Raw genomic sequence first — 17,125 nt, forward strand, 5'->3', positions numbered from 1 at the left:
TTCCATTACAAATTTAACAATAAAGCAAACCGTAATGGAGCCAAAAATGGTGGATGTACTGGTGATTGGCGGCGGCAACGCTGCGCTATGCGCCGCCTTGACCGCCCGGGAATCCGGCGCGTCCGTGCTGCTGCTGGAGGCCGCACCGAAAGAATGGCGCGGCGGAAACTCTCAGCACACGCGGAACCTTCGCTGTATGCACGATGCTCCGCAGGATGTGCTGGTCGACAGCTATCCGGAAGAAGAGTACTGGCAGGATCTGCTGCGCGTCACCGAGGGTAATACCAACGAAGCGCTGGCGCGGCTGGTGATCCGTACCTCATCGCAGTGCCGGGACTGGATGCGCCAGCACGGAGTTAACTTTCAGCCGCCGCTCTCCGGCGCACTGCACGTCGCCCGCACCAACGCCTTTTTCATGGGCGGCGGCAAGGCTCTTATAAATGCTTATTACCGCAGCGCGGAGCAGATGGGTGTACAGATCCGCTACAACACCCCGGTCCAGGCGCTCGAATTATATAACGGCGAATTCGTCGCCGCGCTGGCGGGTAAAGAAAGGATTGCCGCAAAAACCTGCGTCCTCGCCGCCGGCGGCTTTGAGTCTAACCGCGAGTGGCTGCGCGAAGCGTGGGGACAGAACGATCGCGGCGAATGGCCAGCCGATAACTTTCTCATCCGCGGAACCCGCTTTAACCAGGGCGTGCTGCTGAAATATATGATCGACGCCGGGGCTGACGTTATCGGCGATCCCTCGCAGTCACACTGCGTCGCCATAGACGCCCGGGCACCGCTCTATGATGGCGGGATCTGCACCCGCGTGGACTGCGTATCGCTGGGCGTGGTCGTAAACCGCGACGCCGAGCGCTTTTATGATGAAGGGGAAGATTTCTGGCCCAAACGTTATGCCATCTGGGGGCGGCTGGTCGCCCACCAGCCGGGACAAATCGGCTATTCAATTATCGACAGCAAAGCGATCGGTCACTTTATGCCGCCGGTTTTTCCCGGCGCCCAGGCCAATACTATCGAAGAACTGGCTCGCCAGCTGGGGCTGGACGCGGCGCGTCTGGCGCAAACCATCGCGCACTATAACGCCGCCTGCGTGCCGGGCCAGTTCGATCATACCTGCCTTGATAACTGCGCAACATCAGGCCTGACCCCACCGAAAACCCACTGGGCGCGGCCCATCGATTCGCCGCCTTACTACGGTTACGCCTTGCGCCCGGGGATCACTTTCACCTACCTCGGACTGTACGTCAATGAACGCGCCGCCGTCCATTTTGCGGGCAAACCCAGCCGTAACCTGTTCGTTGCTGGCGAAATGATGGCCGGCAACGTGTTGGGCAAAGGCTATACCGCCGGCGTAGGCATGTCGATTGGTACGACGTTCGGCCGCATTGCCGGCCAGCAGGCCGCCCGTGCGGCACAGCAGGAGATACATCATGAAGTCGCTTGAAAAGTTGATTATCGACGCGCAGATCATCACCGAGCCGGAAGCGGAAGTTGAACGGATGATGCAGGTCTGTAACGCCTGCCGCTATTGCGAAGGGTTTTGCGCCGTGTTTCCGGCCATGACTCAGCGCCTGGCTTTTGGTAAAGCGGATATTAACTACCTGGCCAACCTGTGCCACAACTGCGGCGCCTGCCTGCATGCCTGCCAGTATGCGCCGCCGCACGAGTTTGCCATTAATGTCCCGAAAGCGATGGCGGAAGTCCGCCTGGAAACCTATCAGCACTATGCCCAGCCCGCGGCTTTCAGCAGCCTTTACCGTCGGGCTGGCGTGACCACGGTGCTGGCGTTGGTCGCCGGTTTGATCCTCTTTTTGCTGTTAGCGATGGGGCTCAATGGCTCGCTGCTTCATCCGCCGCTGGCCGGCGATTTTTACCGGATATTTCCCCATAACCTGCTGGCCTGGATGTTTGGCTCGGTCTTCATTCTGGCCATAGGGTTACTGATGAGCGGGGTGATCCGCTTCTGGCTCGAGATTTCACCGGGTCAGCCTCAGGCTATCGACATCGCTACAGCCTCGCATAATGCGCTCACGCTGAAGTATCTCGACGGCGGGCACGGTAAAGGCTGCAACGAGGCTGATGACGCGTTTACCCTGATGCGCCGCCGTTTCCATCACTTTACCTTCTACGGTTTTCTGCTCTGTTTCGCCGCCACCGTGGTGGCTACGGGTTATCACTATATCGCCGGCTGGGAGGCCCCCTACCCGTTCTTCAGCGTACCGGTTGTACTGGGCACGCTCGGCGGTATCGGCCTGCTGGTCGGCCCGGCGGGTTTGCTATGGCTAAACCTGCGCCGCTCGCCGCTGCACGGCGATGCGCGGCAAAAGCCGATGGATCGCGGCTTTATTCTGCTGCTGTTTTTGACCAGCCTGACCGGACTGGCCCTGCTGGCAGGGCGCGATACCTCGTGGATGGGCGTCCTGCTCGCCATTCATCTCGGCGTTGTGATGGCGCTGTTTTTAACCCTGCCATACGGAAAATTTGCCCACGGATTTTATCGCTGTGCGGCGTTACTCAAGTGGGCAATTGAGAAACGGCGCGGAAAACAGGCGGCAGTCGCAGGCGACTAGTCCGCTCCTCTTACCTCTATAAAAACAAGATAAAGACAATGGAGAGCAACCCCTATGACGCAATCATCATCGCGCGCCGGTACCTTCGGCGCTATTCTCCGCGTGACCAGCGGTAATTTTCTCGAGCAATTCGACTTTTTTCTGTTCGGTTTTTACGCCACCTACATCGCCAGAACGTTCTTTCCGGCGGAAAGTGAGTTTGCGGCGTTAATGCTCACCTTCGCCGTGTTTGGTTCGGGCTTCCTGATGCGCCCTATCGGGGCGATAGTGCTGGGGGCCTATATCGACAGAATCGGGCGGCGTAAAGGGCTGATGGTGACGCTGGCAATTATGGGCTGCGGGACACTGCTGATAGCACTGGTCCCCGGCTATCACGCCATCGGCGTTCTCGCCCCCATTCTGGTATTAGTCGGCCGTCTGCTGCAGGGATTCTCGGCGGGCGTAGAGCTCGGCGGCGTGTCGGTCTACCTGTCGGAAATCGCCACCCCGGGGAAAAAGGGGTTCTATACCAGCTGGCAATCCGCCAGCCAGCAGGTGGCTATCGTGGTCGCGGCGCTGATTGGCTACGCGCTGAACGAAACGCTTGGCCATGATGAGATCGCCGAATGGGGCTGGCGTATCCCCTTCTTTATTGGTTGTCTGATCATTCCGCTGATTTTTGTACTGCGGCGTTCGCTACAGGAAACCGAAGCTTTCCTGCAGCGTAAACATCGTCCTGATACCCGAGAAATCCTGAGCACGATTGTAAAAAACTGGCGCATCATCTCGGCGGGCACCTTACTGGTGGCGATGACCACGACCACTTTTTACTTTATTACCGTTTATACCCCAACCTACGGGAGAGCCGTGCTGCATCTGAGCGCTCGCGATAGCCTGCTGGTTACCATGCTGGTCGGTATCTCTAACTTTATCTGGTTACCGATTGGCGGGGCAATTTCTGACAGAATAGGCCGTCGTCCGGTGCTGATGGGCATCACCCTGCTGGCGCTGTTTACCACCTGGCCGGTGATGCACTGGCTCACCGCCGCGCCGGATTTTACCCGTATGACGCTGGTCCTGCTCTGGTTCTCGTTTTTCTTCGGTATGTATAACGGCGCGATGGTCGCGGCGCTGACCGAAGTGATGCCGGTCTACGTCCGCACCGTGGGCTTTTCGTTAGCCTTTAGCCTCGCCACCGCTATCTTTGGCGGCCTGACGCCGGCTATTTCCACCGCGCTGGTCGAGATCACCGGGGATAAAAGCTCGCCGGGCTGGTGGCTGATGTGCGCTGCGCTATGCGGACTTGCCGCAACTGCCATGCTCTTTACTCGCCTGAGCCGCAGCTATCAGCCAGCAGAAATACCCCGCTAAAATAGCCGCGGGCGGAGTTTACGCTCCGCCCGCTTTGCCCCTCTCCGCCTGGATTAACGGGGCGTATTGTTGCTGCGGATCTCTTTCCAGAGCTGGTCGCAGCGCGCCTGCACGGCCTGATCGTTACCGGTTTTGCGCGCCTGGATACACTGTTGATAGTCCAGCACCCGCACGCTTTCCTGGGTGGCGAACTGCTGGTGCTGTTTCTCCTGCTTAAGCACGTTCAGTACGCTCTGACAGGCTTCAACCTTATCCGGGTTCCCCTCCGCGCTAGTAATGCAGGCGCTGTAGGCGTCTCTCAACTTTGAGTCTTCTTTCGGCGCTGGCGACTGCGTACAGGCAACCAGACCTGTTGCCATAATGGCGACAAGCAGTAACTTCTTCATAAATAACCTCGGGATATTGCGGCAGGCTCACGCCCGCCGCTCAGGCATCAGAAAATGGTGAACGGTGCGATAACCATGAACTTCACGTCGCGCTCATCCTGGAAGATGTTGCCGTAACCGCCGCTCCAGCTCGGGATATCAGAGTGGTTGTCGTATTGCGTAAAGTGGAGTTTGAACAGCGTGCCCTTCGCGCGCCCTTCCTGAACGGTATACATGGCGTCCAGGCTATAGGCGGACTCTTCCAGGCGTTTATCCGGGTTGTAGTAGGCATCAGGCGAGGACATTCTGCCCGGCTTCGCATCCCAGGCATAGACATAGGATGCACCGAAGGCCCAGCCCGGCATGTTCCAGTTCTTCATGTCATACATCGCGCCGAAGAACACCGCTTTTTCACCGTTGGCGTTGAAGTCCGAGCGGTTATCCCACCAGATATCCAGCCGACCGTTAGAAGAGGCGTAGGTTGGCGTCATACGCTGCAGGAAGTAGCCCTGCTGGCCGTCAGCTTTAACCCAGGTTCCTTCCAGACGCAGGTCCAGCACGTCGGCCACCTTATAGCCAAAGGTCAATGCCTGCAGCCACGCGGTGCCGTCATAAATATCGTTAGCCCCGCCGTTGCTGACTTTATCGCGGGTGCCGTAGAACTGATAGCTGGTGGTTAACGGCGTGCCTGCAACATCAAATTTATAGCTGGCTTTGGCAAAATACTGGTCGATGTAACCCTGGGCCTGACCAAATGCCGCTTCCAGCACCAGGTCGTTTTTAAAATCATATTTGGCGCCGAGAGAGTGAAGGTAATCCACCTTGGTTTTCTTATCGTTCTGGTAAAACTCATCCATCTCAATATGCCACGGCGCTTTATACTCGTTCGTCCACATATAGGAGAAACTCAGCGCGCCCGCGTCGCCATAGTCAAAATTAGCGCCGGCTTCCGCGCCCTGATAGGTGCCGGGCATAAAGCTCCAGTGCGGAGCCAACAGCGTTTGGCCGGTTGGCTGAATATAGCCCGCGCGCGCCCACGCCGGACCAAATTTAAATTTTGCGGCAGCTTTATACAGGCTGATCCCGCTCTTATCGCCGGAATAGTCTTCGTCGTAGGTTTTATTGCGCGAGGAGAAAGCGATTTCGTTCGGGTGACCGCTCTCGCTGCTTTCGCCCATTTCGATGGCGGTAAAGGCAGCAACGTCAATGCCGAACATATCGGCGGCGTAGCCGGACTGGAAGTCGAGGTTGGCGTTCCAGGTAGAGTGCGACAGGTTAGTTTTATATTTGTCGCCGTCGGTCACATCTTTACGGTCGCGTTCACGTTGCCAGTAATAGATGCCGCCGGTTAACGTTGAATCATCAATGAACCCTTCTGCTTTTGCATCCGGCACCATTGCAAATCCTGACAGGGCTGTGACACCGGCAATAGCCAGCGCCAGCGTACTACGTTTGCCACTAAACGTACGCATATGCATATCCTCTTTGACGTTTTAAAAGTGCGGTTACCAGGGGCAACACGCAAAAAATAAAATAAAAATACTTTAAAAGTGGTGCGGTAAAAATTCGCATAACCACTGGCTATAGACTATTTTTCGTGACGCGAATTATCAATCTCTTTCGCCGACCAAAGATGAAGATTATGACAAAGCGCACATAATTTATGTCTTTTTGTTTCAGTCTTAGAAGTCACACATTTAGCGGGGGAAGTGCTTGCAAAAACTGACAAAATTAAGAGAAATGAAAGCGATTACATATTTCCAGGGGATAAAGAGAAAGGGTTAAAAATCGCGTTTATTACAATCTGTAAAAGAGATTAATTCGCATCGCGAAAATATGAGATTTTAATTCTCTGATTCTGAATAAAAAAAACGCCGCTGTAAGCGGCGTTGTCATTCGCGGCGGAGAATTACGCGCCGGCTTTTGCCCATGTATCGCGCAGACCGACGGTGCGGTTAAACACCAGATTGGTTGCGGTTGCATAGCGGCTATCCAGGCAGAAATACCCTTCGCGCTCGAACTGATACGCTTTTTCCGGCTGCGCCTGCGCCAGGCTTGGCTCGGCAAAACCCTGTTTGATAACCAGCGATTCCGGGTTCATCACCGAGAGGAAATCCTCCGCCGCGCCCGGGTTCGGTACGCTGAACAGGCGATCGTACAGACGGATTTCGACCGGCAGCGCGTGCGCCGCGCTCACCCAGTGAATCACGCCCTTCACCTTGCGACCGTCGGCCGGATCTTTGCTCAGGGTGTCGGCATCATAGGTACAGAAAATCGTGGTGATATTGCCTTCCGCATCTTTCTCCACGCGCTCCGCTTTGATGACGTAAGCATTGCGCAGGCGAACTTCTTTGCCCAGCACCAGACGCTTGTACTGCTTGTTCGCTTCCTCGCGGAAGTCGGCGCGATCGATCCAGATTTCGCCGCTGAACGGCACCTCGCGGCTACCCATCTCCGGTTTATTGGGATGATTCGGCATAGTGACGATTTCGCTGCCGCCCTGCGGATAGTTTTCGATCACCAGCTTAACGGGGTCGATAACGGCCATGGCACGCGGAGCATTTTCGTTCAAATCTTCGCGGATGCAGGATTCCAGGGCAGCGATTTCGATAGTGTTGTCCTGCTTGGTCACGCCGATGCGTTTGCAGAACTCACGGATAGACTCAGCGGTATAGCCGCGACGGCGCAGGCCGGAAATGGTCGGCATACGCGGGTCATCCCAGCCTTCGACGTGTTTTTCCGTCACCAGCTGATTCAACTTACGCTTGGACATCACGGTGTATTCAAGGTTGAGGCGCGAGAATTCATACTGACGCGGATGCACGGGAATGCTGATGTTATCCAGCACCCAATCGTACAGGCGGCGGTTATCCTGAAACTCGAGAGTACACAGAGAGTGGGTAATTCCTTCCAGCGCATCGCTGATGCAGTGGGTAAAGTCGTACATCGGGTAGATGCACCACTTGCTTCCGGTCTGATGGTGATCGGCAAACTTAATACGGTACAGTACCGGATCGCGCATCACGATAAACGGCGAAGCCATATCGATTTTCGCGCGCAGGCAGGCTTTACCCTCGGCAAATCCACCGCTACGCATTTTTTCAAACAGCGCCAGGTTCTCTTCCACGCTGCGATCGCGATACGGGCTATTTTTACCCGGCTCTTTCAGGGTGCCGCGGTACTCACGGATCTCATCCGCTGACAGTTCATCAACGTAGGCCAGGCCTTTATTGATTAATTCAACCGCATACTGGTGCAGCTGATCGAAATAATCAGACGAGTAGCAAACATCCCCGGACCAGTGGAAACCTAACCACTGCACGTCGTTTTTAATCGACTCAACGTATTCGATATCTTCTTTCACCGGGTTGGTGTCATCGAAACGCAGGTTGCATTGGCCCTGGTAATCCTGAGCGATACCAAAGTTCAGGCAAATAGATTTTGCGTGGCCAATGTGCAGATAGCCGTTCGGTTCCGGTGGAAAACGGGTATGAACGGTGGTGTGCTTACCAGTAGCCAGATCTTCATCAATGATCTGACGAATAAAGTTAGTCGGGCGGGCTTCTGCCTCACTCATCGTGGGTTCCTCAAAGCGTAAACAACGTATAACGGCACATGATCTTACAAGCAGGGCGTAGAGACAACTATTAGTTACGCAAAATACGTATCAGAAGGAGATTATGGGGTTGTTTGCGGTAAAAAAAAGCGGCGCAGGTTCGCTGCGCCGCCGAGGCATAAACGCCACTCAGGAGTCTTATTTGCCTTTAATTTCGTACAACGGCGTCTGGCCCGCTACAACCTTGCCGGTTGCCTGGATAACCAGCGCGCTGTAGTCGTCGCTGTTGCTGCATACGACCGGGCTAATCATCGAACGTGCGTTAGCGTTCAGGAACTCAAGATCCAGTTCCAGAATCGGCTGACCCGCTTTCACTTCCGCGCCCTCTTCCACCAGGCGTTTAAAGCCCTGGCCGTTAAGCGCAACGGTATCGATACCCATATGGACGACGATTTCCGCGCCGTTTTCCGTCTCCAGACAGAAAGCATGGTTAGTGTTGAAAATCTTCACTACGGTGCCCGCTGCCGGCGCAACAACAATCTTATCGGTCGGTTTCACCGCCACGCCGTCGCCGACGGCTTTGCTGGCGAAGGCTTCATCCGGCACCTGCTCCAGGGCCACAATGTCGCCAGTAATCGGCGAAACAAGCGCTTCGACGGTTTTCGCGTTAGCGACGGCCTGCGGTTTAGCGGCCGGAGCGGCTGCGGGCGCGCTGTTTGAAGTCGCTGCTGCTGCGGCAACCGGGCCGCGGGCAACCACTTTCTTCATTTCATCACCGACGGATTCGGCTTTCGCACCGACGATAACCTGGATGGTCTGCTTGTTCAGTTTAACCACACCGGAAGCACCGAGGCGCTTACAGGCCGCATCGTTTACCAGCGCGGAGTCCGCAACGGTCAGGCGCAGGCGGGTAATGCAGGCATCGATCGCTTTCAGGTTATCGGTACCGCCAACCGCCGCAATGTAGTTGGTCGCCAACTGGGTTAAGCCCTCTTCGGTATTGCTGTTGGCTTCTTCAGTGACCACATCATCCACTTTATCTTCACGACCCGGCGTTTTCAGATTGAACATGCGGATTACCGCGCTGAACAGCAGGAAGTAGATAACGAAGAAGACAACACCCATCACAATCAGCATCCAGACGTTCTTGCTGGCTGCCGGCAGGCTGTACATCAGAACATAGTCGATAGCGCCTGCAGAGAAAGAGAAGCCCGCATGGATACCCAGCGCCGTCGCAACGAACAGGCTGATGCCGGTCAGGATAGCGTGCAGGAGATACAGCAGCGGCGCCAGGAACATGAACAGGAATTCCAGCGGCTCAGTCACACCGGTCAGGAATGCGGTGATGGCAACCGACAGCAGCATACCGCCGACCATAGGACGACGCTCTTTAGGCGCCGCGAAGTACATCGCCAGCGCCGCGCCCGGCAGACCGAACATCATGATCGGGAAGAAGCCGGACATGAACATCCCCGCGGTGCCGTCACCGGCATAGAAGCGGTTGATATCACCGTGGAATACCGCCCCAGCAGCGTTAGTGAACTCACCAATCTGGAACCAGGCGATGGTGTTCAGCACCTGGTGCAGACCCGTCGGGATCAGCAGACGGTTGATGAAACCAAAGATACCGGAGCCGAGCGCGCCCGCGCCGACAATCCATTCACCACCAGCATGGATGGCGTTCTGCACCGGCGGCCAGACGTAGCCGAAGATGGCTGCCAGTACCAGACAGAAGAAGCCGGTTGCGATCGGCACAAAGCGTTTGCCGCCGAAGAAGCTCAGGAAGTCAGGCAGTTTGATGCCCGACCAGCGGTTATACACAGCGCCGCCGACCAGACCGGTAATGATACCTGCCAGGACGCCCATGTTGATGGCCGGGTTGATGGTGACCATCGCTTTAGTCAATACGAAGTAACCTACCGCCCCCGCCAGCGCTGCGGCACCGGCGCTGTCTTTCGACCAGCTGGATGCAACACCGATAGCGAAAATCAGCGCCAGGTTATCAAAGATTGCCCCGCCCGCCTGCGCGATAAACGAAATGTTAAGCAGATCGGGTTGCCCGAATCGCAGCAGCAGCGCCGCGACCGGCAGCACTGCGATAGGGAGCTGTAACGCCCTACCGAGTCGCTGGAAAAAACCTAAAATATTCATCTTATTCCCCCTATGAGACCCCGTTGAGGCTCATTAAAGCCACTTTATTATTGTGTAACCTGGTTAAATTTTTAACTTACCTGCAAAGTGTCTGAAAAATTAATTCGTCTCGCAAATTAAATGGCTATTTTTTGTGACAATAGTCACCAAATATCGTATTAACCTCCGCCTTTGACTGGCTAACAACGAAAACTTATTTTATCATTCAAAAAATCAACACGGATTGACCCCGGTCGGCGCAGTAACTGCAATACTCTTACTAGTATGCTGGCGCCAATCCGCCAGGTTCTAATTTAACTATTGAGGTGAACAATGAGACTGATCCCCCTGGTAACTGCTGAACAAGTCGGTAAATGGGCTGCCCGGCATATCGTTAACCGCATCAACGCGTTCAAACCGACTGCAGACCGTCCGTTTGTCCTCGGTCTGCCTACCGGCGGTACGCCTCTGACCGCTTATAAAGCGCTGGTTGAGATGCACAAAGCAGGCCAGGTTAGTTTTAAGCATGTTGTGACCTTCAACATGGATGAGTACGTTGGTCTGCCGAAAGATCACCCGGAAAGCTATCATAGCTTTATGCACCGCAACTTCTTTGATCACGTTGATATCCCGGCGGAAAATATTAATCTGCTGAATGGTAACGCGCCGGATATTGATGCAGAATGCCGTCGTTATGAAGAAAAAATTCGTTCTTACGGTAAAATCCACCTGTTTATGGGCGGCGTGGGTAACGATGGCCACATCGCTTTTAACGAACCAGCCTCTTCTCTGGCTTCACGCACGCGTATTAAAACCCTGACCCACGATACTCGCGTAGCGAACTCCCGCTTCTTCGACGGCGACGTTGATCAGGTGCCGAAGTACGCGCTGACCGTTGGCGTGGGCACCCTGCTGGATGCGGAAGAAGTGATGATTCTGGTGCTGGGCCATCAGAAAGCGCTGGCGCTGCAGGCGGCGGTTGAAGGCAACGTTAACCATATGTGGACTATTACTTGTCTGCAGCTGCATCCGAAAGCCGTTGTGGTCTGCGATGAGCCGTCCACCATGGAACTAAAAGTTAAGACCCTGAAATATTTCAACGAATTAGAAGCTGAAAACATCAAAGGTCTGTAATGTAGTCTCGTCCCGCGGCTGCCCCCGCGGGACAATCATTTTTGATAACCGGGGGTCGTAATGTATGCATTAACCCAAGGCCGGATTTATACCGGTCATGAAATTCTGGATGACCATGCGATTGTTATCGCCAATGGCCTTATCGAACGTATCTGTCCTCAAACAGAGCTGCCAACCGGTATCGAACAGCGCTCGGTTGATGGTGCAATCCTTGCCCCCGGTTTTATCGACGTCCAGCTTAACGGCTGCGGCGGCGTGCAGTTTAACGACACGGCGGACGCGGTGACCGTTGAAACGCTGGAAATTATGCAGAAAGCCAATGAACGCTCCGGCTGCACCAGCTATTTGCCCACCCTGATTACCGCCAGCGATGATCTGATGAAACAGGGCGTGCGCGTGATGCGTGAATACCTGCAAAAACATCCTCACCAGGCGCTGGGTCTGCATCTTGAAGGCCCGTGGCTGAATATTGTTAAAAAAGGCACCCACAATCCGGACTACGTACGTAAGCCGGATGCCGCGCTGGTCGATTTCCTGTGTCAAAACGCGGATGTCATCACCAAAATCACCCTGGCGCCGGAACGCGTGGAACCAGAAGTGATCCGTAAACTGGTCGCGGCAGGCATCATCGTTTCCGCCGGTCACTCCAACGCGACGCTCAAAGAGGCAAAAGTCGGCTTCCGCTCCGGCATCACTTTCGCTACCCATCTGTTTAACGCCATGCCGTATATCACCGGCCGCGAACCGGGTCTCGCCGGCGCGATTTTCGACGAGCCGGATGTCTACTGCGGTATTATCGTCGATGGTATGCACGTCGATTACGCTAACGTTCGCCTCGCTAAACGCCTGAAAGGCGATAAGCTGTGTCTCGTTACTGATGCAACGGCTCCGGCAGGCGCCAATATTGAGCAGTTCATTTTTGCTGGTAAAACAATATACTACCGGAACGGCCTGTGCGTAGATGAGAACGGTACCCTCAGCGGGTCTTCATTGACCATGATTGAAGGGGTGCGTAACCTCGTTGAGCATTGCGGCATCGCGCTGGACGAAGCGTTACGTATGGCAACGCTCTACCCTTCCCGTGCGATTGGCGTAGACAAACAGTTGGGCTGCATTGCCCCGGGGATGGTCGCTAACCTGACCGCATTTACCCGCGACTATAAAATCACCAAGACCATCGTTAATGGTAACGAGGTCGTCACTGAGTAAGTAAAGTATGACAGCAGGCGGACAGGCTCAAATTGGTAACGTCGATCTCGTAAAACAGCTGAACAGCGCGGCCGTTTATCGGCTCATCGATCAGCACGGCCCCATCTCGCGTATCCAGATTGCGGAACAAAGCCAGCTTGCCCCTGCCAGCGTAACGAAAATTACGCGTCAGCTTATTGAACGCGGGCTGATCAAAGAAGTCGATCAGCAGGCCTCCACCGGGGGCCGCCGCGCTATCTCCATCGTTGCTGAAACCCGTAGCTTCCACGCCATCGGCGTACGCCTGGGCCGCTATGACGCCACCCTGACGCTCTATGATTTGAGCAGCAAAACGCTTGAAGAAGAGCACTACCCGCTGCCGGAAAGAACCCAGGAAACCCTGGAACACGCGCTGCTAAATATCATTGCCGCCTTTATGGAGCGCTGCCAGCGTAAAATCCGCGAACTGATCGCCATCTCGGTGATCCTGCCGGGACTGGTCGATCCGGAAAGCGGCGTCATTCGCTACATGCCGCACATCCAGGTTGAAAACTGGGGTCTGGTCGAAGCGCTGGAAAAAAAGTTTAAGGTCACCTGTTTTGTCGGTCACGATATCCGTAGCCTCGCGCTGGCGGAGCACTACTTCGGTGCGAGCCACGACTGCGAAGACTCCATTCTGGTGCGCGTACACCGCGGAACCGGCGCGGGGATCATCTCCAATGGGCGGATTTTTATTGGCCGTAACGGTAACGTCGGCGAAATCGGCCATATTCAGGTCGACCCCTTAGGCGAGCGCTGCCACTGCGGTAACTTCGGTTGTCTGGAGACCGTCGCCGCCAACGCGGCAATTGAACATCGCGTTCGTCATCTGCTGGAACAGGGTTATCAGAGCAAAATCTCCCTCGATGACTGTACGATCAAAACAATCTGTAAAGCCGCGAATAAAGGCGATGCACTGGCCTGCGAGGTGATCGAGCACGTTGGCCGTCATCTGGGTAAAACTATCGCCATCGCCATTAACCTGTTTAATCCGCAAAAAGTGGTGATTGCCGGTGAGATCGTCGAAGCGGAAAAAGTGCTGTTGCCGGCTATTGAAGGCTGCATTAACACCCAGGCGCTGAAGGCATTTCGTAAAAATCTGCCGGTGGTCCGTTCTACGCTCGATCATCGTTCTGCCATCGGCGCTTTTGCTCTGGTCAAGCGCGCGATGCTTAACGGGATCCTGCTCCAGCGTTTGCTGGAAAGCTAAAGCCGCTTTATAGTTTCGCCTTTCTTTAACGATGTCGGACAGTCCATGACCATTCAAAACGTAATTTGTGATATTGACGGCGTGCTGATGCACGACAATGTGGCCGTACCGGGCGCCGCCGAATTCATCAAGCGCATTCTCGAAAAAGAGATGCCGCTGGTGATGCTGACTAACTACCCTTCGCAGACCGGCCAGGACCTGGCGAACCGCTTTGCGACCGCCGGAATTGATGTCCCTGATACTGCCTTTTATACCTCTGCGATGGCCACGGCGGATTTTCTGCGCCGTCAGGAAGGTAAAAAAGCCTATGTGGTCGGCGAAGGCGCGCTGATTCACGAACTGTACAAAGCCGGCTTTACCATCACTGACGTCAATCCTGATTTCGTTATCGTCGGTGAGACCCGCTCCTTTAACTGGGAGATGATGCATAAAGCGGCGTTTTTTGTCGCCAACGGCGCGCGCTTTATCGCCACTAACCCGGATACGCACGGCCGCGGCTACTATCCGGCCTGCGGCGCGCTGTGCGCCGGCATCGAGAAAATCTCCGGGCGTAAGCCGTTTTATGTCGGTAAACCAAGCCCGTGGATCATCCGCTCCGCGCTGAATAAAATGCAGGCGCATTCGGAACAAACGGTTATCGTCGGCGATAATCTGCGCACGGATATTCTGGCGGGCTTCCAGGCCGGTCTGGAAACTATCCTGGTGCTTTCGGGCGTTGCCACGCTCGATGATATCGACAGCATGCCGTTCCGCCCCTCATGGATTTACCCTTCCGTTGCGGAAATTGATATTTTCTGAATAAAACCACGTCTCATGACGTGGTTTTTCTCTTTTAAAGCCCCAAAAAAGCCCTTCATCTAATAAAAAAGCCTCATTATTAAATATCATTCAATGAAAGCGCTTAAAGCATGCTCTTTTTTCACTATCCAGCAATCGTCATTGCATTATTTCCTTTTCCAGCCGTAAAACCCTTGCGCCCTCCGCCCCTTTGCGGCATTTTCTTAAGCACGCACCAGGGCTTCGCAACGAGACGAAGCCTGCACAACATCAAATAAGACAGGGTAACGGAGAAGGCTATGTGTTCGATTTTTGGCGTACTGGATATTAAAACTGACGCAGGCGAGCTGCGTAAAAAGGCACTGGAACTCTCCCGCCTGATGCGCCACCGCGGCCCGGACTGGTCCGGCGTCTATGCCTGCGATAAAGCCATTCTGGCGCATGAACGCCTGTCAATCGTTGACGTGAACGCCGGCGCACAGCCGCTGTATAATGCCGCAAAAACGCACGCGCTCGCCGTCAACGGGGAAATCTACAACCATCAGGCGCTGCGCGCGGAATACGGCGATCGCTATGCCTTCCAGACCGGTTCCGACTGCGAAGTCATCCTCGCGCTGTATCAGGAAAAAGGTCCGGACTTCCTCGACGATCTGCAGGGAATGTTTGCTTTCGCGCTCTACGACAGTGAAAAAGACGCGTACCTGATTGGTCGCGACCATATCGGGATTATCCCGCTGTATATGGGCCACGACGAACACGGCAACTTCTACGTCGCTTCAGAAATGAAAGCGCTGGTACCGGTCTGCCGCACGATTAAAGAGTTCCCGGCAGGCAGCTACCTGTGGAGCAAAGATGGCGAAATTCGCCAGTACTATCAGCGCGACTGGTTCGACTATGACGCGGTGAAAGACAACGTCACGGACAAAAACGAACTGCGTCAGGCGCTGGAAGAGTCGGTGAAAAGCCACCTGATGTCCGATGTTCCGTACGGCGTACTGCTCTCCGGCGGCCTGGACTCATCGGTAATTTCCGCTATCACCAAGAAATTTGCCGCCCGCCGCGTCGAGGATCAGGAAAAATCCGAAGCCTGGTGGCCGCAGCTGCACTCCTTCGCCGTTGGGCTGGAAGGCGCCCCCGATCTGAAAGCCGCGCAGGAAGTGGCTAACCATCTGGGTACCGTGCATCACGAGATCCACTTTACGGTCCAGGAAGGGCTGGACGCGATTCGCGATGTTATCTATCACATTGAAACTTACGATGTCACCACCATCCGCGCTTCGACGCCGATGTATCTGATGTCGCGTAAAATCAAAGCGATGGGCATCAAAATGGTGCTCTCCGGCGAGGGTTCTGACGAAGTGTTCGGCGGCTATCTCTATTTCCATAAAGCGCCAAACGCCAAAGAGCTGCACGAAGAGACGGTACGCAAACTGCAGGCGCTGCACATGTTCGACTGCGCCCGTGCGAACAAGGCGATGTCCGCCTGGGGCGTTGAAGCCCGCGTGCCGTTCCTCGATAAGAAGTTCCTTGATGTGGCAATGCGTATCAACCCGCAGGATAAAATGTGCGGCAACGGTAAAATGGAAAAACATATTCTGCGCGAATGTTTTGAATCTTATCTGCCAGCAAGCGTCGCCTGGCGGCAGAAAGAGCAGTTCTCTGACGGCGTCGGTTACAGCTGGATCGACACCTTAAAAGAGGTGGCCGCTGAACAAATTTCCGATCAGCAGCTGGAAACGGCCAGCTTCCGCTTCCCGTACAACACGCCATCGTCGAAAGAAGCCTATCTGTATCGTGAGATCTTTGAAGAGCTCTTCCCGGTACCGAGCGCCGCAGAATGCGTGCCTGGCGGCCCGTCCGTCGCCTGCTCCTCCGCAAAAGCGATCGAGTGGGATGAATCTTTCAAAAAAATGAACGATCCGTCCGGACGCGCGGTGGGCGTACACCAGTCGGCCTACTAAGCCTCGTTTTTTGCCAAACGGACTCTTCGGAGTCCGTTTTTACTTTGAGCCTTATTTAAGCCGCTAAAAACGATAAATAACCAATAATTGCCGATTATTGCGCCACGCTGTTCGCAACCTAACCAAACAGTTACTTTCAGCCCATTTTCAATGAAAAAGAGGTTGACGCTTCAAAGCTCAATACGCATAATGCGCCCCGCAACGCCGATAAGGTAACGCGAAAAAAAAGATGGCTACGTAGCTCAGCTGGTTAGAGCACATCACTCATAATGATGGGGTCACAGGTTCGAATCCCGTCGTAGCCACCATCTTTTTTGCGGGAGTGGCGAAATTGGTAGACGCACCAGATTTAGGTTCTGGCGCCGCAAGGTGTGCGAGTTCAAGTCTCGCCTCCCGCACCATTTACTCGTTCGCGTTGTAAGTAAAAGTTTTTTGTTGGGGTATCGCCAAGCGGTAAGGCACCGGTTTTTGATACCGGCATTCCCTGGTTCGAATCCAGGTACCCCAGCCATATTTTCGATGTTTGCGGTTCACCGCGACGGTATTGGGGTATCGCCAAGCGGTAAGGCACCGGTTTTTGATACCGGCATTCCCTGGTTCGAATCCAGGTACCCCAGTCATCGAAAATAGAATACGTATCTGGCTACGTAGCTCAGCTGGTTAGAGCACATCACTCATAATGATGGGGTCACAGGTTCGAATCCCGTCGTAGCCACCATATCAAGGAATTATTGATTCAGTTCGATAAATCCAGAAAGAAATTGGGGTATCGCCAAGCGGTAAGGCACCGGATTCTGATTCCGGCATTCCGAGGTTCGAATCCTCGTACCCCAGCCAAT

Annotated in this window: 12 protein-coding genes and 6 tRNA genes; 14 read left to right on the plus strand and 4 right to left on the minus strand. The window is 54.7% G+C overall.

The features are described 5' to 3' along the window. The first annotated feature begins 46 nt into the window (after window positions 1-46). From tcuA to KO1_RS13325, 3 genes are read left to right on the plus strand one after another with little or no spacing between them, the layout of a single operon-like run. Window positions 47-1,450 (plus strand): FAD-dependent tricarballylate dehydrogenase TcuA, encoded by a 1,404-nt coding sequence (tcuA, locus tag KO1_RS13315; protein ID WP_024273918.1) that lies wholly within the window; start codon window positions 47-49, stop codon window positions 1,448-1,450. Continuing rightward, entirely contained in the window at window positions 1,437-2,576 is a 1,140-nt protein-coding gene (gene tcuB, locus KO1_RS13320) for a tricarballylate utilization 4Fe-4S protein TcuB (protein WP_024273917.1), read from the plus strand. Before tcuA ends, tcuB begins: the two co-directional genes overlap by 14 nt. A gap of 54 nt (window positions 2,577-2,630) precedes the next feature. Next, window positions 2,631-3,926, plus strand: a complete 1,296-nt coding sequence (locus tag KO1_RS13325) for an MFS transporter (RefSeq protein WP_016807938.1) — start codon at window positions 2,631-2,633, stop codon at window positions 3,924-3,926. A 53-nt stretch (window positions 3,927-3,979) separates the two neighbouring features. Here KO1_RS13325 and KO1_RS13330 read toward each other — a convergent pair whose 3' ends face one another. The 4 genes from KO1_RS13330 to nagE form a co-directional block, all read right to left on the minus strand. After that, window positions 3,980-4,312 carry a ChiQ/YbfN family lipoprotein gene (locus tag KO1_RS13330; RefSeq protein ID WP_004100227.1) on the minus strand — a complete coding sequence of 111 codons (333 nt, stop codon included), beginning with the start codon at window positions 4,310-4,312 and terminating at the stop codon, window positions 3,980-3,982. 47 nt (window positions 4,313-4,359) lie between these two features. Beyond that, complete coding sequence (chiP, locus tag KO1_RS13335) at window positions 4,360-5,763, minus strand: chitoporin ChiP (protein WP_004100225.1); 1,404 nt, start codon at window positions 5,761-5,763, stop codon at window positions 4,360-4,362. Window positions 5,764-6,200: 437 nt separating this feature from the next. Beyond that, window positions 6,201-7,868, minus strand: coding sequence for a glutamine--tRNA ligase (glnS, locus tag KO1_RS13340; protein ID WP_017146347.1), 1,668 nt, complete (start codon window positions 7,866-7,868; stop codon window positions 6,201-6,203). Window positions 7,869-8,045: 177 nt separating this feature from the next. Beyond that, a complete protein-coding gene (nagE, locus tag KO1_RS13345; protein WP_004100222.1) occupies window positions 8,046-9,998 on the minus strand; it encodes a PTS N-acetyl glucosamine transporter subunit IIABC in 1,953 nt (650 codons plus the stop codon). A 312-nt stretch (window positions 9,999-10,310) separates the two neighbouring features. Here nagE and nagB point away from each other — a divergent pair, with 312 nt between their 5' ends. From nagB to KO1_RS13400, 11 genes are all read left to right on the plus strand, one after another. Continuing rightward, window positions 10,311-11,111, plus strand: coding sequence for a glucosamine-6-phosphate deaminase (gene nagB / locus KO1_RS13350; protein ID WP_004100220.1), 801 nt, complete (start codon window positions 10,311-10,313; stop codon window positions 11,109-11,111). Window positions 11,112-11,171: 60 nt separating this feature from the next. Further along, a complete protein-coding gene (nagA, locus tag KO1_RS13355) occupies window positions 11,172-12,320 on the plus strand; it encodes an N-acetylglucosamine-6-phosphate deacetylase (RefSeq protein WP_004100218.1) in 1,149 nt (382 codons plus the stop codon). A 7-nt stretch (window positions 12,321-12,327) separates the two neighbouring features. Then, complete coding sequence (gene nagC / locus KO1_RS13360; RefSeq protein ID WP_004100216.1) at window positions 12,328-13,548, plus strand: DNA-binding transcriptional regulator NagC; 1,221 nt, start codon at window positions 12,328-12,330, stop codon at window positions 13,546-13,548. A 45-nt stretch (window positions 13,549-13,593) separates the two neighbouring features. Next, on the plus strand, window positions 13,594-14,346 hold the full coding sequence (locus KO1_RS13365) for an HAD-IIA family hydrolase (RefSeq protein ID WP_004100215.1): 753 nt from the start codon (window positions 13,594-13,596) through the stop codon (window positions 14,344-14,346). Between the two features lie 278 nt (window positions 14,347-14,624). Further along, a complete protein-coding gene (gene asnB / locus KO1_RS13370; protein WP_004100213.1) occupies window positions 14,625-16,286 on the plus strand; it encodes an asparagine synthase B in 1,662 nt (553 codons plus the stop codon). Between the two features lie 231 nt (window positions 16,287-16,517). Beyond that, window positions 16,518-16,594: transfer RNA gene (locus tag KO1_RS13375), tRNA-Met, on the plus strand. An 8-nt stretch (window positions 16,595-16,602) separates the two neighbouring features. Continuing rightward, a tRNA-Leu gene (locus KO1_RS13380) sits at window positions 16,603-16,687 on the plus strand. Between the two features lie 35 nt (window positions 16,688-16,722). Next, window positions 16,723-16,797: transfer RNA gene (locus tag KO1_RS13385), tRNA-Gln, on the plus strand. A 34-nt stretch (window positions 16,798-16,831) separates the two neighbouring features. Then, a tRNA-Gln gene (locus tag KO1_RS13390) sits at window positions 16,832-16,903 on the plus strand. 24 nt (window positions 16,904-16,927) lie between these two features. Next, window positions 16,928-17,004, plus strand: a tRNA-Met gene (locus KO1_RS13395). A gap of 44 nt (window positions 17,005-17,048) precedes the next feature. After that, window positions 17,049-17,123: transfer RNA gene (locus tag KO1_RS13400), tRNA-Gln, on the plus strand. The last annotated feature ends 2 nt before the right edge of the window (window positions 17,124-17,125 follow it).

Origin of the sequence: Klebsiella oxytoca NBRC 105695 (assembly GCF_001598695.1) — a bacterium.
Lineage (GTDB): Bacteria > Pseudomonadota > Gammaproteobacteria > Enterobacterales > Enterobacteriaceae > Klebsiella > Klebsiella oxytoca.